21 protein-coding genes and 3 tRNA genes are annotated in these 22224 nt (G+C 67.0%); 3 read left to right on the forward strand and 21 right to left on the reverse strand.

The features are described 5' to 3' along the window. Positions 1–16: 16 nt before the first annotated feature. The 8 genes from hfq to rlmE all read right to left on the reverse strand — a co-directional run bounded on the left by hfq (position 17) and on the right by rlmE (position 7848). The gene (gene hfq, locus AC3A5K_RS13925; RefSeq protein ID WP_487618133.1) at positions 17–295 is read right to left on the reverse strand and encodes an RNA chaperone Hfq; all 279 of its coding nucleotides are present in this window, start codon (positions 293–295) and stop codon (positions 17–19) included. 148 nt (positions 296–443) lie between these two features. Further along, positions 444–1400 (reverse strand): tRNA (adenosine(37)-N6)-dimethylallyltransferase MiaA, encoded by a 957-nt coding sequence (gene miaA, locus AC3A5K_RS13930; protein ID WP_487618134.1) that lies wholly within the window; start codon positions 1398–1400, stop codon positions 444–446. Between the two features lie 281 nt (positions 1401–1681). Next, positions 1682–3193, reverse strand: coding sequence for a sodium/proline symporter PutP (gene putP / locus AC3A5K_RS13935; RefSeq protein ID WP_487618135.1), 1512 nt, complete (start codon positions 3191–3193; stop codon positions 1682–1684). 162 nt (positions 3194–3355) lie between these two features. Continuing rightward, positions 3356–4255, reverse strand: a complete 900-nt coding sequence (gene folP / locus AC3A5K_RS13940; protein ID WP_487618136.1) for a dihydropteroate synthase — start codon at positions 4253–4255, stop codon at positions 3356–3358. Then, on the reverse strand, positions 4255–4482 hold the full coding sequence (locus AC3A5K_RS13945) for a glycine zipper domain-containing protein (RefSeq protein WP_487618137.1): 228 nt from the start codon (positions 4480–4482) through the stop codon (positions 4255–4257). The genes folP and AC3A5K_RS13945 overlap by 1 nt, the downstream gene beginning before the upstream one ends. A 43-nt stretch (positions 4483–4525) precedes the next feature. After that, entirely contained in the window at positions 4526–4744 is a 219-nt protein-coding gene (locus tag AC3A5K_RS13950) for a DUF4287 domain-containing protein (RefSeq protein WP_487618138.1), read from the reverse strand. A gap of 494 nt (positions 4745–5238) precedes the next feature. Next, positions 5239–7161 carry an ATP-dependent zinc metalloprotease FtsH gene (gene ftsH / locus AC3A5K_RS13955; protein WP_487618139.1) on the reverse strand — a complete coding sequence of 641 codons (1923 nt, stop codon included), beginning with the start codon at positions 7159–7161 and terminating at the stop codon, positions 5239–5241. Between the two features lie 54 nt (positions 7162–7215). Next, positions 7216–7848 carry a 23S rRNA (uridine(2552)-2'-O)-methyltransferase RlmE gene (gene rlmE, locus AC3A5K_RS13960; protein WP_487618140.1) on the reverse strand — a complete coding sequence of 211 codons (633 nt, stop codon included), beginning with the start codon at positions 7846–7848 and terminating at the stop codon, positions 7216–7218. Between the two features lie 78 nt (positions 7849–7926). Here rlmE and yhbY point away from each other — a divergent pair, with 78 nt between their 5' ends. Both yhbY and AC3A5K_RS13970 read left to right on the forward strand, forming a co-directional pair. Next, entirely contained in the window at positions 7927–8232 is a 306-nt protein-coding gene (gene yhbY / locus AC3A5K_RS13965) for a ribosome assembly RNA-binding protein YhbY (protein ID WP_487618141.1), read from the forward strand. 19 nt (positions 8233–8251) lie between these two features. Continuing rightward, entirely contained in the window at positions 8252–8641 is a 390-nt protein-coding gene (locus tag AC3A5K_RS13970; RefSeq protein WP_487618142.1) for an Mth938-like domain-containing protein, read from the forward strand. Between the two features lie 9 nt (positions 8642–8650). Here AC3A5K_RS13970 and AC3A5K_RS13975 read toward each other — a convergent pair whose 3' ends face one another. The 5 genes from AC3A5K_RS13975 to surE all read right to left on the reverse strand — a co-directional run bounded on the left by AC3A5K_RS13975 (position 8651) and on the right by surE (position 12973). Further along, complete coding sequence (locus AC3A5K_RS13975) at positions 8651–9544, reverse strand: hypothetical protein (protein WP_487618143.1); 894 nt, start codon at positions 9542–9544, stop codon at positions 8651–8653. A gap of 621 nt (positions 9545–10165) precedes the next feature. Next, complete coding sequence (locus AC3A5K_RS13980) at positions 10166–10915, reverse strand: peptidoglycan DD-metalloendopeptidase family protein (RefSeq protein WP_487618144.1); 750 nt, start codon at positions 10913–10915, stop codon at positions 10166–10168. Further along, positions 10915–11418 (reverse strand): YqaA family protein, encoded by a 504-nt coding sequence (locus AC3A5K_RS13985; RefSeq protein WP_487618145.1) that lies wholly within the window; start codon positions 11416–11418, stop codon positions 10915–10917. Before AC3A5K_RS13985 ends, AC3A5K_RS13980 begins: the two co-directional genes overlap by 1 nt. Positions 11419–11495: 77 nt before the next feature. Further along, positions 11496–12194 carry a protein-L-isoaspartate(D-aspartate) O-methyltransferase gene (locus AC3A5K_RS13990; RefSeq protein WP_487618146.1) on the reverse strand — a complete coding sequence of 233 codons (699 nt, stop codon included), beginning with the start codon at positions 12192–12194 and terminating at the stop codon, positions 11496–11498. After that, the gene (gene surE, locus AC3A5K_RS13995; protein WP_487618147.1) at positions 12191–12973 is read right to left on the reverse strand and encodes a 5'/3'-nucleotidase SurE; all 783 of its coding nucleotides are present in this window, start codon (positions 12971–12973) and stop codon (positions 12191–12193) included. The genes AC3A5K_RS13990 and surE overlap by 4 nt, the downstream gene beginning before the upstream one ends. 96 nt (positions 12974–13069) lie before the next feature. On the opposite strand from surE, the gene AC3A5K_RS14000 reads away from it, so the two are divergent. Continuing rightward, positions 13070–13627: a Smr/MutS family protein gene (locus AC3A5K_RS14000; RefSeq protein WP_487618148.1), complete on the forward strand. Its 558-nt coding sequence runs from the start codon at positions 13070–13072 to the stop codon at positions 13625–13627. Between the two features lie 340 nt (positions 13628–13967). Here AC3A5K_RS14000 and lon read toward each other — a convergent pair whose 3' ends face one another. The 8 genes from lon to AC3A5K_RS14040 all read right to left on the reverse strand — a co-directional run bounded on the left by lon (position 13968) and on the right by AC3A5K_RS14040 (position 22223). Beyond that, a complete protein-coding gene (lon, locus tag AC3A5K_RS14005; protein ID WP_487618149.1) occupies positions 13968–16430 on the reverse strand; it encodes an endopeptidase La in 2463 nt (820 codons plus the stop codon). A 211-nt stretch (positions 16431–16641) separates the two neighbouring features. Continuing rightward, positions 16642–17928, reverse strand: coding sequence for an ATP-dependent Clp protease ATP-binding subunit ClpX (clpX, locus tag AC3A5K_RS14010; protein WP_487618150.1), 1287 nt, complete (start codon positions 17926–17928; stop codon positions 16642–16644). Positions 17929–18040: 112 nt separating this feature from the next. Continuing rightward, positions 18041–18667 carry an ATP-dependent Clp endopeptidase proteolytic subunit ClpP gene (gene clpP / locus AC3A5K_RS14015; protein WP_487618151.1) on the reverse strand — a complete coding sequence of 209 codons (627 nt, stop codon included), beginning with the start codon at positions 18665–18667 and terminating at the stop codon, positions 18041–18043. Between the two features lie 59 nt (positions 18668–18726). After that, positions 18727–20034 carry a trigger factor gene (gene tig, locus AC3A5K_RS14020; RefSeq protein ID WP_487618152.1) on the reverse strand — a complete coding sequence of 436 codons (1308 nt, stop codon included), beginning with the start codon at positions 20032–20034 and terminating at the stop codon, positions 18727–18729. 432 nt (positions 20035–20466) lie between these two features. Further along, a tRNA-Leu gene (locus AC3A5K_RS14025) sits at positions 20467–20551 on the reverse strand. A gap of 140 nt (positions 20552–20691) precedes the next feature. Beyond that, positions 20692–20767, reverse strand: a tRNA-Lys gene (locus AC3A5K_RS14030). Positions 20768–20837: 70 nt separating this feature from the next. After that, positions 20838–20914: transfer RNA gene (locus AC3A5K_RS14035), tRNA-His, on the reverse strand. A gap of 202 nt (positions 20915–21116) precedes the next feature. Continuing rightward, positions 21117–22223 carry a zinc-binding metallopeptidase family protein gene (locus AC3A5K_RS14040; RefSeq protein ID WP_487618153.1) on the reverse strand — a complete coding sequence of 369 codons (1107 nt, stop codon included), beginning with the start codon at positions 22221–22223 and terminating at the stop codon, positions 21117–21119. Position 22224: the final 1 nt, after the last annotated feature.

Here is a 22224-nt window from a genome sequence, read left to right on the forward strand (position 1 = left end):
TGGGTCACACGTGGGGTCACTCGGACTGCTCCGGCGCCTCGCCGCCCTCGCCTTCGGAGGACTCCACGAAACCGCCGCCAGGCGCCACGCGCACATTGCGCGCCGGCACCACGGTCGAGATCGCGTGCTTGTAGACCATCTGGCTCACGGTATTGCGGAGCAACACCACGAACTGGTCGAACGATTCGATCGTGCCCTGCAGTTTGATGCCGTTGACGAGGTAAATCGACACGGGCACCCGCTCGCGGCGCAGTGCGTTCAGGAAAGGATCCTGCAAGGATTGCCCCTTGGACATTGGTGTTCCCCAGCTTGGTTATTGTTGTTGGGCGCTGGCCCGTCGCTGCGCTCCCCGCGCAGGCGACTGGGCGATGGTACACAAACGCCGGACGGTTCGGACACGCGATGTCGGCTTCTGGCAGGAAACGTGAGCCAAGTCGCCGCGTTCAGGCAAGGAACTGGTCGACTCGTGCATTCAGGGCGTCGGCCTGGCGCAGCGGATCGTACAGGGCCGCATCGCTGCGGCCGCGCAGCCAGGTCATCTGCCGCTTGGCCAGTTGCCGGGTGGCGGCGATGCCGCGCTCGCGCAGGTCCTCGGCGCTGCCCTGCCCGTCGAGGAATTCCCAGGCCTGGCGATAGCCGACGGCGCGGATCGCCGGCAGGTCCAGCGGCGCGGGATGCGCGTGCAGTTCGGGCAATGCGCGCAGTGCGCGTACTTCATCCAGGAAGCCGGCCTCGAGCATGGCGTCGAAGCGTGCGGCGATCCGGGCGTGCAACACCGCGCGGTCGGCTGGCGCGATGGCCAGCGACAACACCCGCGCGGGGAACGCCGGGGTTTCCGGTGCGCGGCGTTGCCATTCGCTGATGGCGATGCCGCTGAGACGATGCACTTCCAGCGCCCGCTGGATGCGCTGCGGATCGCCGGGCTTGATCCGCGCCGCGGCTTCGGGATCGATCGCGGCCAGCTCGGCATGCAGCGCCGGCCAGCCGCGCTCCCCCGCCTCGAGCGCGATCTGCGCGCGCGTGGCGGCATCGGCCTGCGGCATCGGCGACAGGCCTTCGAGCAGCGCGGCGAAATACAGGCCGGTTCCGCCGGCCAGGATCGGCACGCGCCCGCGCGCCAGGATGTCGACGACCGCGGCGCGCGCATCCTCGGCGAACTCCGCGGCCGAATACGTCTGCCAGGGATCGCGCAGATCCAGCATGTGGTGCGGCGCGCGCGCGCGTTCGACGGCATCGGGCTTGGCCGCGCCGATCTCCAGCCCGCGATAGACCAGGGCCGAATCGACGCTGACGATCTCACCGCCGAAACGCTCGGCCCAGTCGAGCGCCAGCGCGGTCTTGCCGGACGCGGTCGGGCCCATCAGGGCGATCGCACGCGGGCGCGGGTGCTTGCTGTCCATCACGCTTGAAGTCGTCTGCTGGTGCCCATCATTCCGACCGGTTCCGTCATCCCGGCGAACGCCGGGATCCAGTGCCTCTGCCCGTCAGCCGGAGACGGACATCGACGTTCTCCACGCCCGCTGCATCCCAGCGCCCGTCCGGCACACGCCGGACTTGCTTCAAGGCGCGTCGCACTGGCCATGCAGCGACGGCATCCCCCGAAACACTGGAACCACCGGCACTGGATCCCGGCGTTCGCCGGGATGACGGGCGAGGAGCATGGAAACGCCCCGCCCCATCCTCAGTACCCGGTTTCCTTCAACGACAGCTGCACCTGCTCGTGCGTGGCCTGCACTTCCTGCGACGGCGCACGGCCCATCAGGCTGACGGCCACGATCGCAGCGGTCGCCGACAGGAAGCCCGGGACCATCTCGTACAGTTCGGCGCCCATGCGGTTGACCATGATTTCCTTCCAGAAGATCACCATCACCGCGCCGGTCACCATGCCGGCGATCGCGCCGTTGCGGGTCATGCGCTTCCAGAACAGCGCCAGCAACAGCACCGGACCGAATGCCGAGCCGAAACCGGCCCATGCATACGACACCAGGCCGAGCACGCGGCTGTCGGGATCACGCGCCATCCAGATCGCGAGGATCGACACCGCCAGCACGCTGGCACGGCCCACCCAGACCAGTTCGGCCTGCGGCGCATCCTTGCGGAAGAAGCCGCGATAGAGGTCTTCCGACAGCACGCTGGAACACACCAGCAGCTGGCTCGACAGCGTGCTCATGACCGCGGCCAGAATCGCGGCGAGGATGATGCCGGCGACCCAGGGATTGAACAGCAGCTCGACCAGCGTGATGAAGACGCGCTCCGGGTTTTCCAGCACCGGCGCAGCCAGCGTGGGATTGGTCTCGAAGTAGGCAATGCCGAAGAAGCCGACCGACATCGCGCCGACCATGCACAACAGCATCCAGCTCATGCCGATGCGGCGCGCGGTGGGAATGGTGTGCACGCTCTGCGCCGCCATGAAGCGCACCAGGATGTGCGGCTGGCCGAAGTAACCCAGCGCCCAGGCGAGCAGCGAAATGATGCCGATGAAACCCAGATTGCCGCCGCGGAACCAGTCGAGCTGCAGCGGGTCGTTGGCGCGGATCAGGTCGATGCTGGCGTCGAAACCGCCGGTGTGCATGAAGACCAGGATCGGCGCCAGCAGCAGCGCGAACAGCATCATCATGCCCTGCGCCACGTCGGTCCAGCTCACGGCAAGGAAGCCGCCGACCAGTGTATAGAGCACCGTGACCGACGCGCCCAGCCAGATCGCCTGGCCGTAGGTCAGGCCGAACACGCTCTCGAACAGCCGCGCGCCGGCGACCACGCCCGACGCGCAATAGATCGCGAAGAACACCAGGATCACCAACGCCGTGAACACGCGCAGGATGCGACTGCGGTCGTCGAAACGGTTGGTCAGGAAGTCGGGCAGCGTCAGCGCGTTACCGGTACGTTCGGTATAGACGCGCAGCGGGCCCGCGACGAAGCGCCAGTTGAGATACGCACCGAGGATCAGGCCGACCGCAATCCAGGCTTCCGACACGCCGCTCAGGAAGATCGCACCCGGCAGGCCCATCATCAGCCAGCCGCTCATGTCCGACGCGCCCGCCGACAGCGCGGTCACACCGGGGCCGAGGCTGCGTCCGCCGATGATGTAGTCGTCGAAACTCTTGGTCCGGCGCCACGCCACGAATCCGATCACGACCATCACCGCCAGGTAGACGAGGAACATGACGATGGTCGGCGTATTGGATCTGAGCACGGGGCCTCCTTTGCTGGAACGCGGCACGGAAAACGCCGCGACGGCTGTCGCGGCGGTGCGTCAGCCTAACGCAGACCCGCGTTGCGGTCAGCCGTGGCTCAGTGTCGCGGCCGCGCCGTCAGCGGATGTACGCCGTGCCGGCAGCGCGATGCGGCGGCGCGCTCAGGCGTCGTCGGGCCAGCTGATGGCCGGCGGTGCGGAGGCGGCGCGGGGCATCGGGACGGCATCGACCGCCGCCCAGATCTTCAGCGCATCGACCGTTTCGCCGACGTCGTGCACGCGCAGGATCCGCGCGCCCCGCTGCGCGGCGATCAGATGCGCAGCCACGGAGCCGGCGACGCGTTCGCTCGGCACCTCGCGTCCGGTCAGTTCGCCGATGCTGCGCTTCCGCGACAGCCCGGCCAGCACCGGCACGCCGAGCTCGAGGAACCGCGCGAACTGGGCCAGCAGCGCCATGTTGTGTGCGGTGGTCTTGCCGAAGCCGAAGCCGGGATCGACCACGATGTGCTTGCGCGCGATGCCGGCCATCTCGGCCGAGAAGATGCGTTCGGCGAGGAAGCGATGCACCTCGCCCACCACGTCGTCGTAGTCCGGCGCAGCCTGCATCGCGCGCGGCTCGCCCTGCATGTGCATCAGCACGACCGGCACGCCGAGTGCGGCAGCCGCCTCCAGCGCCCCCTCGCGGCGCAGGCCGTAGACATCGTTGATCATGCCGGCGCCCGCGGCGATTGCCGCGCGCATGACCTCGGGTTTGGAGGTGTCGATGCTGATGGGCACCGCGGTCGCGCGTGCGAGGCCTTCGATGACCGGGATCACCCGGCGCAGCTCCTCGTCGACGCTCACCTCGTCCGCGCCCGGGCGCGTGGATTCGCCGCCGATGTCGAGCAGATCCGCGCCGACCTCCGCGAGGCGCAGCGCGTGCGCGATCGCCGCCTCCGTGGTGGCGTGCGCGCCGCCGTCGGAGAACGAATCCGGCGTGACATTGACGATGCCCATCACGCGCGGCCGGTCGAGACGCAGGACACGCCCATTGCAGTCGAGCTGCGGCGCGGTATCGAACATCAGCGACCTCCCTTGCGGTCGTCGTGTTCGATCGTCACCACCCGGCGGCTCATGCCGAACACCACGCCCAGTGCGACGCCGATCGCGACACCCAAGACGAGATTGTCGAACGCGGTTCCGATGGCGACCCCGATCGCCACCCCGGCGCCGATTCCGATGGGCAACAGGGGATAGCGGGTTTTCGGTTTCGGGTCGGACATGGCCTGCTCCAGATTGCGCTGCGTCAACGCAGACTCTGGCGACTCGCCACCTGCATCGCAAGCGGCTGCGCTATCGACCTTGTGTCTGCGCGCGACGGAATGCCACCAGCGCGTTCGCATGGCCGTGTCCGATGCCGTGTCCGGTCTTGAGGAACGCGACCTGTTCCATATGCGTGCGGTCCGCCACGCTGTCGAGCAGCGCGAACCAGTGGGCGACCGGCTTTCCATAGGTCTTCTCGATCGACGGAAAGTAGGACGCCGGGCCTTTCACCTTGTCGTCTGTTGCCATCACGATCTCCTGAGTGCCGCCTTTCCGGCCAAGCCTATGCCAAGCGAAACAGCTCCGCGCGTACGTGGGGATCACGCTCCATCACCGAGCCATCGCTCCCACCCAGGCCGAGCGTGAGGTCCAAACCGATCACGCACACGGCGGCTGGACATCTCCCGACCGCTGCATTTCGATCCACCTGCCGCACACGAATCTGCCACACACGAATCGTCATCCCCGCGCAGGCGGGGATCCAGGGACTTCGAGCGCGAGAACCGAGCCCTGGCAACGCGCACACATCACGCGGCCTCATTCCGGAACCTGGATTGCAACAGTTGGGCATCGGGCGACGCAGTCCACGAATGCACGACCATTCGACTGCTGCAGCGCAATCCCGCCTGCGTGGCGATGACGAACCTCGTCCGCGCGGTTACCGCGTTCAAAAGCGCCCCACCCTCAAACACAAAAAAAAGGCCGGGATCGCTCCCGGCCTTTCTTCTTGAGTGCTGCGGCAATCAGGCCTGTTCGGCCGGCCCGCCAATCGGCGGCTGCAACGGCCGGCTGCCGCCGGCATCGCCATCGTCGCCCTTGCCGGGATTCGCCTTCGCCCAGCCCATCGGCGGCGGCGGATCGCGGCCTTCCATGATCGCGTCGATCTGGGGCACGTCGATGGTTTCGTACTCCAGCAGCAGCTTCGACATCGCGTGCAGCTTGTCGATGTTCGCGGTCAGCAGCTCGGTCGTACGGTTGTAGGCCTTGTCGAGGATCGTGCGCACGACCTCGTCGATGCGGCGCGCGGTGTCGTCGGAGACCGACTTGTGCTGCGTGACCGAACGGCCCAGGAACACCTCGTCGTCCTCTTCGCCGTAGGCGATCGGGCCGAGCTCGTCCGACAGGCCCCACTTGGTGACCATGTTGCGAGCCATCTTGGTCGCGCGCTCGATGTCGTTCGACGCGCCGGTGGTGACCTTGTCGACGCCGAAGATCAGCTCTTCGGCGACGCGGCCGCCGTACAACGAGCACAGCTGGGATTCGATCGCCACGCGGTTCATCGAGTAGCGATCGCCTTCCGGCAGATACATCGTGACGCCGAGGGCGCGGCCACGCGGAATGATCGTGACCTTGTAGACCGGGTCGTGCTCGGGCACGAGACGACCGACGATCGCGTGGCCGGCCTCGTGATAGGCGGTCAGCGTCTTCTCGTCCTCGCTCATCGCCATCGAACGGCGCTCGGCGCCCATCAGAATCTTGTCGCGGGCGCGGTCGAAGTGGTCCATGCGGACCTCCTTGCCGTTCTCGCGCGCGGCGAACAGCGCCGCCTCGTTGACGAGGTTCGCGAGATCCGCGCCAGAGAAGCCGGGCGTACCACGGGCGACGACGAGCGGCTGCACGTCTTCGTCCAGCGGCACCTTGCGCATGTGCACTTTCAGGATCTGCTCGCGGCCCTTGACGTCCGGCAGGCCCACGACGACCTGGCGGTCGAAACGGCCCGGACGCAGCAGCGCGGGGTCGAGCACGTCGGGGCGGTTGGTCGCGGCGACGACGATCACGCCCTCGCCGCCTTCGAAGCCGTCCATCTCGACCAGCAACTGGTTGAGCGTCTGCTCGCGCTCGTCATGCCCGCCGCCGAGACCGGCGCCGCGATGGCGGCCGACCGCATCGATTTCGTCGATGAAGATAATGCACGGCGCCTGCTTCTTGGCCTGCTCGAACATGTCGCGCACGCGGCTCGCGCCGACGCCGACGAACATCTCGACGAAGTCCGAACCGGAGATCGAGAAGAACGGCACTTTGGCCTCGCCGGCGATCGCCTTGGCGAGCAGCGTCTTGCCGGTACCGGGCGGGCCGACCATCAGCACGCCGCGCGGAATCTTGCCGCCGAGCTTCTGGAACCGCGACGGATCGCGCAGGAACTCGACCAGCTCCGACACTTCTTCCTTGGCTTCGTCGCAACCGGCGACGTCGGCGAAGGTGATCTTGGTCTGCTCTTCATTGAGCAGCTTCGCGCGGGACTTGCCGAAGGACATCGCGCCCTTGCCGCCGCCCTGCTGCATCTGCCGCATCATGAAGAACCAGAAGCCGATGATCAGCGCGACCGGCAGCAGCTGGAGCAGGATCACGCCCAGCGAGATGCCGCTCGACGGCGGCGCCTGGTCGATCGCGACGTTGTGGTTCATCAGGTCGTCGATCATCCGGTCGTCGCGACGCGGCGCGATGACGGTGCCGGACTGTCCGCCCTTGGTCTGGAAATTGATCGTGCGTTCGTCCTCGCCGATCTTCACCGAACCGATCTGGTCGCGGCGCACCTGTTCCATGAACTGCGAGTACTGGACGTCCTGTCCGCCTGCGCCGGTTCTGGGGCTGAAGCTCTGGAAGATCACCATCAGCACGACGGCGACCACGACCCAGAGCAGCAGATTCTTGACCAGATCGTTCATGTTTCGGGGTTCTCGTGGAGAGTGCGGTGGAGCGCGAAATGGAACGGGGCCATGCTACTTCATCACCGCCAGCTTGCCCTGGGCGAGGGCGTAGACCTCGGGCGAGCGCTGCCGGGAGGCAGCGGGTTTGCGGATCGCGAGCTTGGTGTAGCGCCTGCGCAACTGGCGCACGTAATCGTCGAACTCGGTGCCCTGGAACAGCTTGATCAGGAACGTGCCGCCGGTCCGCAGATGGTGGTCGGCGAAATCCATCGCCAGTTCCGCCAGGTGCATCGCGCGCGGTTGATCGACGGCATCGATACCGCTCTTGTTGGGGGCCATGTCGGACAACACAAGGTCCACCTGCTGTCCGCCGAGCGCCGCTTCGAGCGACGAGAGAACCGCGTCCTCGCGAAAATCGCCGTGAAGGAACTCCACGCCGGCCAGCGACGGCATCTCCAGGATGTCCAGTGCGATGACCCGGCCGCTGTCGCCCAGCGCCTGACGCACCCATTGCGACCAGCCCCCGGGCGCGGCGCCCAGATCGACCACGACCATGCCCGGCTTGAGCAGGCGATCGCGCTCGACCAGTTCTTCCAGCTTGTACGCCGCACGCGAGCGCAGGCCGTCCGCCTGCGCCTTCTTGACGTAGGGATCGGAGAAATGTTCCTTCAGCCAGCGTTGGCTGCTCTTGCTGCGGGTGGCCATCGCCAGGCGTCACGGGAAAGCGGATGCGGAGGCCATGATATCCTGCCGGCCGCCTTCATTCCCCCGATCGGTTCATCCATGAGTAACGTCCTGACCGCTGCCCAGACCCGTTTCCTGCGCGGCCAGGCCCATGGCATCAAGGCCCAGTTGCAGGTCGGCGGCAAGGGCGTCACGGACGCACTGATCGCCGAACTCGACGCCGCACTTGAGCACCACGAGCTGATCAAGGTGAAAGTGGGCGCCGCAGACCGAGAGGAACGCGACGCGATGATCGAGCAGCTGGCCGCACGCACTTCGTCGGCCCTGGTGCAGCGCATCGGCCATGTCGCCATCCTCTATCGCGAGAGCAAGGACCGCCGGCAGATCGTGCTGCCGCGGGCCTGAGGCCGAACGCGACGCCGATATGCAGCTGAATCTCGAACATCCCGGATTCGACTACGTCCTGCGTGGCGCCGACGGACAGCAGGCACTGGTCAACGACCGCCGCCTGACCCGCAGTTTCATCGTCTCGCCGCGCGTCCTGGTCGAAGACTGGAACGTGCAGAATGTCCGCACCCTGGACGTCGATGCGCTGGCACCGCTGCTGGCGCTGGAGCCGGAAGTCGTGATCATCGGCACTGGCGCCTCGCAGGCGTTCCCGCCGCAGGCCGCCATGGCGGCCTGCCTGTCGCGCGGTATCGGACTCGAAGCCATGACCAACGCCGCCGCGGCGCGCACGTTCAACGTGCTGGCCGGCGAAGGCCGCCGGGTGGTCGCGGGCTTCGTGCTGCAGGACGAGACAGCGCAGGGCTGATCCGCGCGCTCAGTCGTCCTCGCCCGGAAAACTGAGCAGGGTGATGCGCCCTTCAAGCGGCGCGCCGGTCTGATCGTCCGGCCCCAGCCAGACGTATTCCTCTTCATACACCCTGCGCGGCACGCGCATCACGCCGGACGCTGTGAGGGTGACCTCGCCCGCCAGCCAGGGCGCAAGCGCCCCGCCCGCGTCGTCATCCGCCCGCACCTGCAGGCCGCGGACCTCCGCTGGCGCGCAGTGACGATCGATCTCGCTGTCTGCCGGCTGCAGGGAAGCGAAACACATCCGGCGACCGTCGAATGCGATGCGCAGGCTGCCCCAGCCGTAGGGATTGGAGGCGAACCAGGCCTGCGAGGGATCCCGCACGACCACGCGTGCCAGCTCCCAGGTGCCGAGCAATGAACCGGGCGGCGGCTGCCGCGCCTCGACATTCCGCGCGATGCCGTCGTTGTCGAACGCCATCGACCGGTAGAACTCGATGGAGCGCGGTTGCAGCGCGCGATCGGCTGCAGCAATGTCCCCCAGCCTGCACAGCAACAGTGCCCTGCCCCCATCTCGGGACAGCACGCGCTCGTCAGGCCCGTTGTCGACCAGGGTGCCGAGCACGGTCCCGGTGACAGTCATCAGGTGGAGGCCGTCCGCATCGCGCGCGTAGCGGCCGGACTCCGCGTGCGCAGGCCCGGTCGCGTCGGCCTGGCGCCACTCCAGCGCGCCCCCGGAGTGGAACACGAGCTTGCCGTTTTCGACGCCGCGCGGATTGGTATCGCTGGCATAGATGCGCGTCGCGCCACACAGCTGCCATGTGCCGACGAGGTCGTCGACCGCACCGGTCTCCGCATGAAGCGGCGACGCCGCCGACAGCGCGGCAAGTGCCGCGGCACACCACCTTCCGTATCGCGTCATCCGATATCGCTCCCTGCGGCTTCCGGACCCCGAGCATGGCGGCAGAATGCGGGCGCGTCATCTCAGTCAGGACCGCGATTCCCGTCGGAAAACGCCGGAGGGGGGTGATGGGCATGCGCTCTGGATGCGACGGCAAGCGCCTCGCGAGCCTGTATCAGAGCGCCATGTCGCTATGCCGGTGCAACGACATGCCTCTCCTGATCGCAGGACAATCGCGGCGCAGGCCATGGTGGCGTGCGATGCGCAGAGTCCGTGCCGCTCGCCACACGCATGCAGGCCGCGGGAGACATCCCACCTGCGCCTATGGACGGAATTGCCATCCGAGATGCCGACGCGCAGGTGTCTCGTCGGACGGCGCGGCATGAAAGGCCACGGGGCCTGGAAGATCGATCGCGCGCCCGGCGCCTCGTGTCTTCGGGACGCCACTCGCTGCAGAGGCGACGACCCGGGCGATCGTCGCTGTCGAAACACCGGCGCGCAGACCGACGCGGGATCGCGCCGATGACGTGCCGGTGTCGCGATCGAGGCGATGCCGATTGCGCTCGATTCGACTGCAGCGATGCCCGCCGGGCGTGCAGCGCCGGGCAGTGGATCCGGTACAGCAGTCCCCGCTGTGTCCGCTCAGCGCGCCGGCAGATACGACATCGGATCCACGGGCTTGCCGTTGTAGCGGATCTCGAAATGCAGCATGTCGCGCGCGGCGCCGGTGCGGCCCATTTCGGCAATCTGCTGGCCGGCGGTGACCCGCTCGCCTTCGTTGACCCGGCGCGTGCGGTTGTGGCCGTAGGCCGACAGCCACTGGTCGTCGTGCTTGACGATGATCAGCTCGCCGTAGCCGACGAGACCCGAGCCCGAATACACGACCACGCCTTCCGCCGCCGCACGCACGGCCTGACCGCCGGTGCCGGCGATGTCGAGACCCTGCTTGGTGGGTTCGTTGGCCACGTAGCGGCCGATGACCTGACCGTCGGTCGGCCACTGCCAGCGGAACGGGCTGCGCGCGGGCGCGGGTGCAGCCGGTTGCGGCGGGGCCTGTGTCGGCTGGACCGGCGGACGCTGCGCGCTGCTACCACCGCCCGACGCGACCGGCGGACGCGCCGGGGCGCTGGTGCCGCCCGGATACAGGCGCAGGCGCTGGCCCGGATAGATCGTGTAGGGCGCCGGCAGGTTGTTCCACATCGCCAGATCGAGCGCACTGATGCCGTTGCCGGTCGCGATGCGGTAGACGGTGTCGCCCCGCTGCACGGTGACGCTCTGCCCGGGCTTCGGCGTCGAAGTCGTCCGCGGCGTGCTGCCGCCCTCGCGGATCACCCGGCTGCTGCCGCAGGCGGCGAGCAACATGATCGATACCAGCAGAACCAACAGCCTCATCAACGCAACTCCATCCAGATCAATCCAGCGATCACGGCGCCCACCATCAGCCAGCCGAGCCATTCGATGTAGCGCTTGAGCATCGGCTCGAAGCGCGGGCCGCCCCAGGCCATCAGGCCGGCGACGAGAAAGAACCGCGCGCCCCGCCCCAGCAGCGAGCCGACGACGAACGGTAGCAGCCCCACTCCGAGCGAACCCGACGCGATCGTGAACACTTTGTAGGGAATCGGGGTGAACGCCGCAATGAACACGAACAGCAGGCCGTGCTCGACGAACAACGCCTGGATCTGCTCGAACGTCGGCTGCCAGCCCATGCGCACGATCCAGGGCCACACGAGATCCAGCGCGAAATGGCCGATGACATAACCGAGCAGACCGCCGGCGACCGAGCCCAGCGTGCACAACAGCGCATACCACCACCAGCGCTTCGGCTGGGCGAGCGACATCGGCGCGAGCATGACGTCCGGGGGAATCGGGAAGATCACCGATTCGGCGGCACTCATCGCAGTCAGGTAGCGCGGCGCATGACGGTGGCGGGCCCACGCAAGCGTGGTGTCGTACATACGCGCAAACAACTGCATCAGTCGATATATCCGGACAAAAGGGGAACGAAGCTGACCGCGGCGATGTCCTGCTGCACCACGCGGCCATCGGCTTGGCGCTGGAGCACGAGCAGGCGCTGTTGCGCGCCCTGCGCGCCGACCGGGGCGACCAGGGTGCCGCCGACCGCGAGCTGCTCGGTCAGTGCCTCGACCAAAGCAGGCCCGGCCGCGGTCACGATGATGCCGTCGAAGGGACCGTTCTCGGGCCAGCCGATGCGGCCGTCGTCGTGCTTGCTGCGCACGTTGAGGCCCAGCGAACGGAAGCGCTTGCGCGCAACACGCAGCAGCTCGCCGATGCGTTCGACGGTGTGCACCTCGATGCCGAGCGCGGCGAGGATCGTCGCCTGGTAGCCGGATCCGGTGCCCACTTCGAGCACCCGGCCCGGCATGCCGTTGACCAGCAGCGCTTCGGTCATGCGCGCGACGACCCACGGCTGGGAAATCGTCTGCCCGTGTCCGATGGGCAACGCGGTGTCTTCGTAGGCGCGTGTGGCGAAGGCTTCGTCGACGAACAGGTGGCGCGGCACGGTACGGATCGCGTTGAGCACGCGCTCGTCGGAAATGCCGCCGCCCGGATGCGCACCATCGCGCAACCGGTCGATCAGCCGGTCGCGCACGCGTTGCGAGGTCATGCCCACGCCGAGCGCGGCGGGCTGCAGGCGCAGTCCGGCCATCATGCGCGGGGCGCCTTCAGGCCGGCTTCGAGACCGCCCACCCAGTTGGCGACGTGCTCGAGCGCCTGGTAGCGCGTGAGATCGACGTGGATCGGCGTGATCGAGATGTGCCGCGTGCGCACGGCATGGAAATCGGTGCCGGCGCCGGCGTCCTGCTCCGCGCCCGCGGCGCCGATCCACCAGAACATGCGGCCGCGCGGATCTTCCAGCGGCGTGCAGGCTTCGGCACGGTGGCGGTTGCCCAGGCGCGTGACCTCGAAGCCTTCGAGCGCGTCCCAGGCCACGTCGGGCACGTTGACGTTGAGGATGGTGTTGGCGGGCAGCGGATCAGCCTTGAGACGCGCGACGATCTCGACTGCGGCGCGCGCGGCGGTTTCGTAATGGCGGCCGTCATGGTTCTCGGTGACCAGCGACATCGCCACTGCCGGCAGGCCGAGGAAACGGCCTTCCATCGCCGCGGCGACGGTGCCGGAATAGATCACGTCGTCGCCGAGATTCGCGGTGTTGTTGATGCCCGATACCACGATGTCGGGTTCGACTTCCAGCAGCCCGGTGATCGCCACATGCACGCAGTCGGTCGGCGTGCCATGGACGCGCCAGGTGCTGTCGTCCACTTGGACCACGCGCAACGGCATGTCGAGGGTGAGCGAGTTGCTCGCGCCGGAACGGTCGCGGTCGGGGGCGACGATCAACACCTCGTGGCCGGCATCACGCAGGCCCTGGGCGAGAATCCGGATACCGGGGGCGTCGACGCCGTCATCGTTACTGACCAATACGCGCATGAATCGTTCTGCAGGCCCCGTGCCTTCGCCAAGATCCCCATGATACCGGATGGGGTCACCCTCCCGACCCGCGCATGATCACGTTACGCTTCTGCCATGAAACGCAGACGCGACGCAGACCCGATTGCAGACGATGACGACGGCGCGCTGTTCCGCGCTGCGATCGGCCCGGTGCGCGAATTGCCCGCCGCGCCCGAGCCGCCTGCAGCGCCTCGCCCCCGGCCGCGTACGCATATGGCCGAGCGCGATGATGCCGAGGCGCGCAGCGAGTTCAGGCAGTTGCTGGACGGCCCGCTGCTGCAGGCCGGCGACGCGATGCAGTACCGCCGCGACGACGTGCCGCCGCGCGTGCTCAAGCGACTCGGCCGCGGCGAATACGCGGCCCAGGAAGAACTGGACCTGCACCACGCCGATGCCACTCAGGCGACCGCGCTGCTGCGCCTGTTCCTGCGCGATGCGATCGACGCGGGCGTCGGCTGCGTGCGCATCGTGCACGGCAAGGGACTGAATTCGTCGCCCGACGCGCCGATCCTCAAGAATCTGGTCGATCGCCTGTTGCGCCAGCGCGCCGACGTCCTTGCGTTTCACTCCGCGCCGCCGGCCCAGGGCAGCACCGGCGCGGTGCTGGTGCTGCTGCGTCCGCGGCAACGCTGAGCGCGCTACCCGCGCGCGATCGATTGCGACAGCGCTGCACGCGATGCCTGGAGCGCGCGGGTGCGCGTGCTTCGGTCGATCCGATGCACTGATCTGAAGTGGAATCGCCGCGCCGGCAAGCGCATGTCCAACCAACGCAATGCGGTGCACGCATGGTCCGGCACGCTGTCGCCGTGGTGATCCCGATTGCACCGGCCGATGCGTCAGACCGACCGAGCGCTCGACTGCATCCGTCACCCGTCGACCGGCGGCGAGGATCGCAACCACGGACGCCGGATGCAGAACGGCCGCCGCTGCATGCGCAGCGACGGCCGTTCCAGACAACGCGGGTGCGCTGCGGTCAGTGCTTGACGCGGCTCCGACGTGCTTCGCCGGTCTTGGTCTTCGGCACCACCTTCGAACGCGCCTTCTTGGCATCCGGCTTCTGTCCGGCTGGCGCCGGCAGCGGACGCTCCAGCGCCAGATCGAGCACCTCGTCGATGTACTTCACCGGCACGATCTTCATGCCCTCGGTGACGTTCTTCGGGATGTCGGCCAGATCCTTGCGGTTCTCTTCCGGGATGATGACCGTGCGGATGCCACCGCGCAGCGCGGCCAGCAGCTTTTCCTTGAGGCCACCGATCGCGGTCACACGGCCACGCAGCGTGATCTCGCCGGTCATCGCCACGTCCGCACGCACCGGAATCTTGGTCAGCAACGACACCAGCGTCGTCGCCATCGCGATGCCTGCACTCGGACCATCCTTCGGCGTCGCGCCATCGGGCACGTGCACGTGGATGTCGTGCTTCTGCAGGACCTCGAGCTCGACGCCCAGCCCTTCGGCACGTGCGCGCACCACCGACATCGCTGCCGACGCGGATTCCTTCATGACGTCGCCGAGCTGGCCGGTCAGGATCAGCTGGCCCTTGCCCGGCACCTGGGTCGCTTCGATCTGCAGCAGGTCGCCGCCGACTTCCGTCCACGCCAGGCCCGTGACCAGACCGACTTCGTTGTCCTGTTCGGCGCGGCCGAAATCGAAGCGCTGCACGCCCAGATACTTGTCGAGATTCTTCTCGTTGACCTTGACCGTCTTGATGCCCTTCGCCTTGCCCTTGCCCGCAGCCACCGGACCGGCCAGCGCGATTTCCTTGACGACCTTGCGGCAGACCTTGGCGATCTCGCGCTCGAGGTTGCGCACGCCCGATTCGCGCGTGTAGTAGCGCACGATGTCGCGGATCGCGCTCTCGGCGACCGCCAGCTCGTTCGCCTTCAGGCCGTTGGCCTTGAGCTGCTTGGGCAGCAGGTAGCGCATCGCGATGTTGAGCTTTTCCTCCTCGGTGTAACCGGGGATGCGGATCACTTCCATGCGGTCGAGCAGCGGGCCCGGGATATTGAGCGAGTTCGACGTCGCCACGAACATCACTTCCGACAGATCGAGATCGACCTCGAGGTAGTGGTCGTTGAAGGTGTGGTTCTGCTCGGGATCGAGCACTTCCAGCAGCGCCGACGCCGGATCGCCGCGGAAGTCCATCGACATCTTGTCGATCTCGTCCAGCAGGAACAGCGGGTTCTTGGTGCCGACCTTGTTCATGCTCTGCACGATGCGGCCCGGCATCGAACCGACATAGGTGCGACGGTGGCCGCGGATCTCGGCCTCGTCGCGCACGCCGCCCAGCGCCATGCGGGTGAACTTTCGGTTCGTGGCTTTCGCGATCGACTGGCCGAGCGAGGTCTTGCCCACGCCGGGCGGACCGACGAGGCACAGGATCGCACCCTTCATCTGCTTCACGCGCGTCTGCACCGCGAGATACTCGAGGATGCGGTCCTTGACCTTCTCCAGACCGTAGTGATCGGCGTCCAGCACGTCCTGCGCGGACTTCAGATCCTTGCGCACCTTGCTGCGCTTCTTCCACGGCACGCCCAGCAGCCAGTCGAGATAGTTGCGCACGACCGAGGCTTCGGCCGACATCGGCGGCATCTGCTTGAGCTTGTTGAACTCGGCCTTGGCCTTGGTCTCGACCGCCTTCGGCATGCCGGCCTCGGCGATCTTGCGCGCGATCTCGTCGATGTCGTTGGGCGCGTCGTCGATCTCGCCCAGCTCCTTCTGGATCGCCTTCATCTGCTCGTTGAGGTAGTACTCGCGCTGCGACTTCTCCATCTGCGACTTCACGCGGCCGCGGATGCGCTTCTCCATCTGCTGCACGTCGATCTCGCCGTCGACGAAGCCGACCAGCAGTTCGAGGCGGTCGGCGGTGTCCACGGATTCGAGCAGGCGCTGCTTGTCGGCCAGGCGCACCGCCAGATGCGCGGCGATGGTGTCGGCCAGGCGGCCGGGCTCGTCGATGCCGGCCAGCGTCTGCAGCAGCTCCGGCGGCAGCTTGCGGTTGGTCTTGACGTACTGCTCGAACAGGCTCATCAGCGAACGCGCGATGGCCTCGACCTCGCGCGGCTCACGGCCCTCCACTGCGGGCACGGGCACACCCGTGCCGGTCAGCGCGCCGCCGTCCTCGCGGATGTCGCTCAGGGTCACGCGCTCGGTGCCTTCGACCAGCACCTTGATCGTGCCGTCGGGCAGCTTCAGCAGCTGCAACACCGTCGCCAGCGTGCCGACCTGGTACAGGTCGTCGGCGTCCGGATCATCGGTTTCGGCCGACTTCTGCGCGACCAGCAGGATGCGCTTGTCGGATTCCATCGCGATATCCAGCGCCCGGATCGACTTGTCACGCCCGACGAACAGCGGGATCACCATATGCGGGAACACCACCACGTCACGCAGCGGCAGGACCGGCAGGTCGTGGGTCTCGGGGGCGGTGCGTGGGCTCATCGTTTCATCCTCAGGAAAGCGCGCGATCGGCGACGGCCTCGCCGCGCTGACATCGTTTATGGGGCGCCACCGCCCGCGTTGCAAGCGATGCGCGCGGGTTCCGGACACGAAAACGCCGCGGACCTTGCGGACCGCGGCGCGTCGTGGCGGCGATCGGCCCGCGAACGGGCCGGATGATGCGCAATCGGAACGTTTCGTTCCGGTTGTCGACTCAGTCGCCGGAGGCGGCCTTCTGCTCGGTCGCCGGTGTTTCGTAGATCAGGTAGGGCTCGGACTTGTGCTCGATCACCGACTCGTCGACGACCACCTTGGTGACGTTCTCCAGCGACGGCAGGTCGTACATCGTGTCCAGCAGCACCGACTCGACGATCGTGCGCAGGCCGCGTGCACCGGTCTTGCGCTTGATCGCCTTCTTGGCAATGGCTGCCAGCGCGTCGTGACGGAACTCCAGCTCGACGCCCTCCATCTCGAACAGCTTCTTGAACTGCTTGCTGATGGCGTTCTTGGGCTCGGTGAGGATCTGGATCAGCGCGACTTCGTCCAGCTCCTCGAGCGTGGCGACCACCGGCAGGCGACCCACGAACTCGGGAATCAGGCCGAACTTGATCAGGTCTTCCGGCTCGACCTCGGCCAGCACCTTGCCGGTGTCGGCCTTGCGCTCCGAACTCTTGAGCTTGGCGCCAAAGCCAATGCCGCTGGCATCGGTGCTGCGCGCCTGGATCACCTTGTCGAGGCCGGCGAACGCGCCGCCGACGATGAACAGGATGTTCTTGGTGTCGACCTGCAGGAATTCCTGCTGCGGGTGCTTGCGACCGCCCTGCGGCGGCACGCTGGCGACCGTGCCTTCGATCAGCTTGAGCAGCGCCTGCTGCACGCCTTCGCCCGACACGTCGCGGGTGATCGACGGGTTCTCGCTCTTGCGCGAGATCTTGTCGATCTCGTCGATGTAGACGATGCCCTGCTGCGCCTTCTCGGCGTCGTAATCGCACTTCTGCAGCAGCTTCTGGATGATGTTCTCGACGTCTTCGCCGACGTAACCGGCTTCGGTCAGCGTCGTGGCGTCGGCCATCGTGAACGGCACATTGAGCAGACGCGCCAGCGTTTCGGCCAGCAGCGTCTTGCCCGAACCGGTCGGGCCGATCAGCAGGATGTTCGACTTGGCCAGCTCGACCTCGTCGTTTTTGCTGCGGCTCTCGATGCGCTTGTAGTGGTTGTAGACCGCGACGGCGAGGGTCTTCTTCGCCCGGCGCTGGCCGATCACGTACTGATCCAGCACCTCGAGGATCTCGCGCGGCTTCGGCAGCGAGCTGCGCGCCGACTGCGCCTTCTCCTCGAGCTCCTCGCGGATGATGTCGTTGCACAGTTCGACGCACTCATCACAGATGAACACGCTCGGGCCGGCAATCAGCTTGCGCACCTCATGCTGGCTCTTTCCGCAGAAAGAACAGTAGAGGATCTTGGTGCTGTCGCCGGAACGACCCTGACGGTCTTCGCTCATGCCTTCGCCAAATCTGTGTTGCGGTTACGTTTCGAGAATAGCACAGCGTCCGGCGCCTCCCGGGAGAGCACGCCGTTGCACATATGCCTTGTGAATCAGAGGCTTGCCCGCATCAAGCCGGTGCGATCGATTCGTCGGGGCGACGCTCGAGCACCTGGTCGACCAGACCGTACTCGCGCGCAGCCTGGGCGCTCTTGAAGTTGTCGCGCTCGGTGTCGCGGGCAATCGTCTCGTAGGGCTGACCGGTGTGGTGCGCCATGATCTCGTTGAGGCGCTGCTTCATCGACAGGATTTCCTTGGCGTGGATGTCGATATCCGTCGCCTGGCCCTGGAAGCCGCCCAGCGGCTGGTGGATCATCACGCGCGAATTCGGCAGCGCATAGCGCTTGCCCGCCGCGCCCGACGACAGCAGCAGCGCGCCCATGCTGGCCGCCTGACCGATGCAGATCGTGCTGACGTCCGGCTTGATGAACTGCATGGTGTCGTAGATCGCCATGCCCGCGGTGACGATGCCGCCCGGCGAGTTGATGTACAGGTTGATGTCCTTCTCGGGGTTTTCCGCCTCGAGGAACAGCAACTGGGCGACGATCACGTTCGCCATGTGGTCGTCGATGCCGCCGACGAGGAAGATCACGCGCTCCTTCAACAGGCGCGAATAGATGTCGTACGCGCGCTCGCCGCGGCTGGTCTGCTCGACCACCATCGGCACCAGGTTGAGGGCTTTCGTCTCGATGCTCATCAATCAATTCCCGTCGGTGGAGCGTCCGGCCCACATGGACCGGACGGGGTGCGCGTGGCTCAGCCCTGCGGGCCGATCGCGTCCTGGAAGCTCAGCGACTGCTCCGTGTGCTTGGCGCGCTCGGCGATCCAGTCGATCACCTGCTCTTCCATCACACGGTTCTGCAGACCCGACATCAGCTGGGGGTCGTTGCGGTACATCTCAATGACCTGCTGCGGCTCTTCATAGGTCGAGGCGATCAGGCGCATCGTTTCGTTCACGCGCTTGGGATCGAGCTTCAGATCGTTGCGACGCGCGACTTCGCCGACCAGCAGACCGACGAGCACCCGCTTGCGGGCAGGCTCGACGAAGCCGGTGTGCGCATCGTCGGCGACGTTCGGCGCCTGGCCGTTGCGACGGGCCTGCTCGACGGTCTGACGCAGCAGCGACTTCGCCTCGGCTTCGACCAGCTTCGGCGGCAGTTCGATGTGCGCGTACGCGGCGACCAGCTGCTCGCCGACCTCGCGACGCAGACGGTTCATCAGCGCGCCCTTGAGCTCGCGCTCCAGGTTGCTGCGGATCTCGGTGCGGAACTGGGTCATCTCGCCGCTCTTGACGCCGAAGCTGCGGATGAACGCGCCATCGACCTCGGGCAGCTGCTGCTCGGAGACCTGCTCCACCTTGACGTGGACGCTGGCCTGCTTGCCTGCCAGCTGCGGCACGCGCCAGTTCTCGGGGAAGGTGACCTCGACGACCTTCTCGTCGCCCTTCGACAGGCCGACCAGCGCATCCTCGATCTCCGGGTACATCGCACCCGAGCCCAGCACGGTCACGCCACGCTCGGCGCCTTCGGCCGGCAGGCGCTCGTCGCCGATCTGCGACCAGGTTTCGACGTCGACCGCGTCACCCTTGGCCGCGCCACGCGTGACCGCGCTCCAGCTGCGGCGCTGCAGACGCAGGTTCTCGATCATGCGATCGATGTCGTCCTCGGCCACTTCCGCGGTGTGACGCACCACTTCGAGCTTCTCGAGTTCGATATCGCCGAAGTCCGGCACCACTTCGAAGGTCGCGGTGAAGGCCAGTTCGCCCTCGCCCGCCTCGCCTTCCGGCGTGATCTGCGGCGCGCCGGCGAGGCGCAGTTCGTTCTCGCGGACCGCCTGGTCGAAGCCCTCGCGCAGCAGGCCGTCGAGGACCTCGGCGCGGACCTGCTCGCCGAAGCGCTGCTCGACCACCTTGGCCGGCACCTTGCCCGGACGGAAGCCCTTGAGGCGGGTGGTCCGCGCGATTTCGCGCAGACGGCCACCGATCTGGGTCTCCAGACGTTCGGACGGCACGCGGAACGTCATCTTGCGTTCCAGGCTGCCCAGCGATTCGACCGAAACTTGCATATCCACTCCTGCGCTCGCGGACGCACCGCGCGACATCTGACTGTTGGGAATTGATTGACTCTGACACCGCCGCACTCCGGACGGAACGCGGCGACACAACGGCGTAGTTTGGCCGATTCCCCGCCGGGCCGCCACCGCTTCCGAGGATGACCGGGAGGGTAGCCGGCCCGCTACGCGCAGCGCGGCGACCGGATGGCCGGAACGGGGCGGTTGATCGACCGTGACGAGGACCGCTCGCTTCCGGGCACCCAACACCCCCGCGGGGTCGCGAAGCACAATCGGACGCCTGCCACCCGCCGGGATGAGCCGGCGGAGTCACTTCGCCCGGATTAAATGCCTTCGGTCGATGAGGACGCTCAGGAACCCCACGCCCTGCGCATCCGGACACATCGATAGCGCGGCCACCGCCGGCCCTCGAAGACGCGCGGGATGTGGTGCGAAAGGCGGGACTCGAACCCGCACGCCTTGCGGCACTGGTACCTAAAACCAGGGCGTCTACCAATTCCGCCACTTTCGCCAAGGACCCGCGAGCGCGGGCACCTCGTGGATCATGCCGCGCCCTTGCGACGCGTGCCAGTCGTCGACGCCGGCACATCCGGCCATCGTCGCGTCCCTCAAACGAAGAACGCCCGGCAAAGCCGGGCGTCTTCGTACAACTGGTGGGCCGTCAAGGATTCGAACCTTGGACCTATTGATTAAGAGTCAACTGCTCTACCAACTGAGCTAACGGCCCGATAAATCGGCCGCGCAGTATAGCAAGTCCGCGCGGTTCGGCAACCCAATTCTGCGGTTGCCTTCAACACTGGGGTGGAAGACGGGATTTGAACCCGCGACCCCCGGAATCACAATCCGGTGCTCTAACCAACTGAGCTACATCCACCAGAAATCGTTTGCCTGCCGGAAGACCGGGGTCTCCGCGACGAGCCGCGCATTCTATCCGATTCATCCCGAAACGGAATGCCCCGGAGCGAAAAAATTCATCGCGACCGCGGCGAAGTGTAGCGCGCAGCGGGCTGGAATGGCACCGGCGTGCGGCCGCACGGCCCGCGCGAATGGCGCGAACGCCCTACTTCCCCCGCCACTCAGGACGCCAGGCCGCCCACCCGGGCAGGTGGCACCGCAGCAGATCCCGCCGAATGACGCCGGATCAGGTCGTGGATGTAGGCCATCTTGCCGACCACGGCGGGCGCGATGACGAACGGGTACAGGTCCGGCTGCCCCATCGCGCGGTTGAGGCTGTTGACCGCATAGGTCAGCGGCAGCCAGGCATCGATCAGGCGCTGCACATTCACCACGTGGAAGGGATCGGGCGCAGGCCGCGTGTCCATCGAATCGTCATCCGACACGTCCGGCACGACGCGGATGCCGAAGGCCGACGCCATCTCGAGCGTATCGACCATGTGCAGGTAATGCGCCCAGGTTTCCGCCCAGTCCTCCCAAGCATGCATCGTGGCGTAGCTGCTGACGTAACTGGACTGCCAGTCCTCGGGCGCGCCCTGGGCGTAGTGCGCCTTCAGCGCTTCGCCGTAATCGCGCCGGTCGTCGCCGAACACGGCGCGGCAGCGTTCGAGCTCCGCATCACCCGCGTCACGGACCAGACGGTCCCAGTAGTAGTGCCCGATCTCGTGACGGAAGTGGCCCAGCAGCGTGCGGTAGGGCTCGCCGAGCTTGATCCGCAGACGCTCCCGGGCCAGATCATCGGCTTCGGAAAGCGCGATGGTGATATGCCCGTTGTCGTGCCCGGTCATGACCTTGGGGCCACGCTGCGGATCGGCGAGGAAATCGAACGACAGCGGCTGGGGATCGCCGCTTCCTGGCGCGGGCGTTGGCAGCCGCAGACGCAGCAGGGTGTAAAACAGGCGCCGCTTCGCGGTCTCGAGCCGGCGCCAGGCGTCGAGCCGGCCGGGATCACCGAGATGCGGAATCGTGCGGTTGTGACGACAGGCGCGGCAATAGCGCTCGGCCGCCTCTGCGGGCAGCAGCCAGTTGCAGGCCGAGTGGTCGGCGTTCCGGCAGAAGCGGTGCAGCCCTTCGGGCCCACCGACCGATCGCCAGTTCGCCCCTTCCGGCTGCACCGCTTCGAGCGTGAGTCCGTCTGGGAAAAATCCGAGCCGGCTTCCGCACCGCAGGCACTCGGTATTCTCGAAATACAGGACCTGCTCGCATTGCGAGCATCTGAACAGGCGCATC

Source organism: Luteimonas sp. Soil_C_5 (assembly GCF_057656615.1).

What these genes read in the sequence shown, in the direction of transcription:
- AC3A5K_RS13975 (WP_487618143.1), bottom strand. Translation starts at nt 9,544, where the DNA reads ATGACGCGATACGGAAGGTGGTGTGCCGCGGCACTTGCCGCGCTGTCG.
- rlmE (WP_487618140.1), bottom strand. Translation starts at nt 7,848, where the DNA reads ATGGCCACCCGCAGCAAGAGCAGCCAACGCTGGCTGAAGGAACATTTC.
- AC3A5K_RS14040 (WP_487618153.1), bottom strand. Translation starts at nt 22,223, where the DNA reads ATGCGCCTGTTCAGATGCTCGCAATGCGAGCAGGTCCTGTATTTCGAG.
- AC3A5K_RS13950 (WP_487618138.1), bottom strand. Translation starts at nt 4,744, where the DNA reads ATGGCAACAGACGACAAGGTGAAAGGCCCGGCGTCCTACTTTCCGTCG.
- AC3A5K_RS13985 (WP_487618145.1), bottom strand. Translation starts at nt 11,418, where the DNA reads ATGAGTGCCGCCGAATCGGTGATCTTCCCGATTCCCCCGGACGTCATG.
- yhbY (WP_487618141.1), top strand. Translation starts at nt 7,927, where the DNA reads ATGAGTAACGTCCTGACCGCTGCCCAGACCCGTTTCCTGCGCGGCCAG.
- clpP (WP_487618151.1), bottom strand. Translation starts at nt 18,667, where the DNA reads ATGAGCATCGAGACGAAAGCCCTCAACCTGGTGCCGATGGTGGTCGAG.
- AC3A5K_RS13990 (WP_487618146.1), bottom strand. Translation starts at nt 12,194, where the DNA reads ATGATGGCCGGACTGCGCCTGCAGCCCGCCGCGCTCGGCGTGGGCATG.
- surE (WP_487618147.1), bottom strand. Translation starts at nt 12,973, where the DNA reads ATGCGCGTATTGGTCAGTAACGATGACGGCGTCGACGCCCCCGGTATC.
- lon (WP_487618149.1), bottom strand. Translation starts at nt 16,430, where the DNA reads ATGAGCCCACGCACCGCCCCCGAGACCCACGACCTGCCGGTCCTGCCG.
- AC3A5K_RS13980 (WP_487618144.1), bottom strand. Translation starts at nt 10,915, where the DNA reads ATGAGGCTGTTGGTTCTGCTGGTATCGATCATGTTGCTCGCCGCCTGC.
- ftsH (WP_487618139.1), bottom strand. Translation starts at nt 7,161, where the DNA reads ATGAACGATCTGGTCAAGAATCTGCTGCTCTGGGTCGTGGTCGCCGTC.
- AC3A5K_RS14000 (WP_487618148.1), top strand. Translation starts at nt 13,070, where the DNA reads ATGAAACGCAGACGCGACGCAGACCCGATTGCAGACGATGACGACGGC.
- miaA (WP_487618134.1), bottom strand. Translation starts at nt 1,400, where the DNA reads ATGGACAGCAAGCACCCGCGCCCGCGTGCGATCGCCCTGATGGGCCCG.
- AC3A5K_RS13970 (WP_487618142.1), top strand. Translation starts at nt 8,252, where the DNA reads ATGCAGCTGAATCTCGAACATCCCGGATTCGACTACGTCCTGCGTGGC.
- tig (WP_487618152.1), bottom strand. Translation starts at nt 20,034, where the DNA reads ATGCAAGTTTCGGTCGAATCGCTGGGCAGCCTGGAACGCAAGATGACG.
- clpX (WP_487618150.1), bottom strand. Translation starts at nt 17,928, where the DNA reads ATGAGCGAAGACCGTCAGGGTCGTTCCGGCGACAGCACCAAGATCCTC.
- hfq (WP_487618133.1), bottom strand. Translation starts at nt 295, where the DNA reads ATGTCCAAGGGGCAATCCTTGCAGGATCCTTTCCTGAACGCACTGCGC.
- folP (WP_487618136.1), bottom strand. Translation starts at nt 4,255, where the DNA reads ATGTTCGATACCGCGCCGCAGCTCGACTGCAATGGGCGTGTCCTGCGT.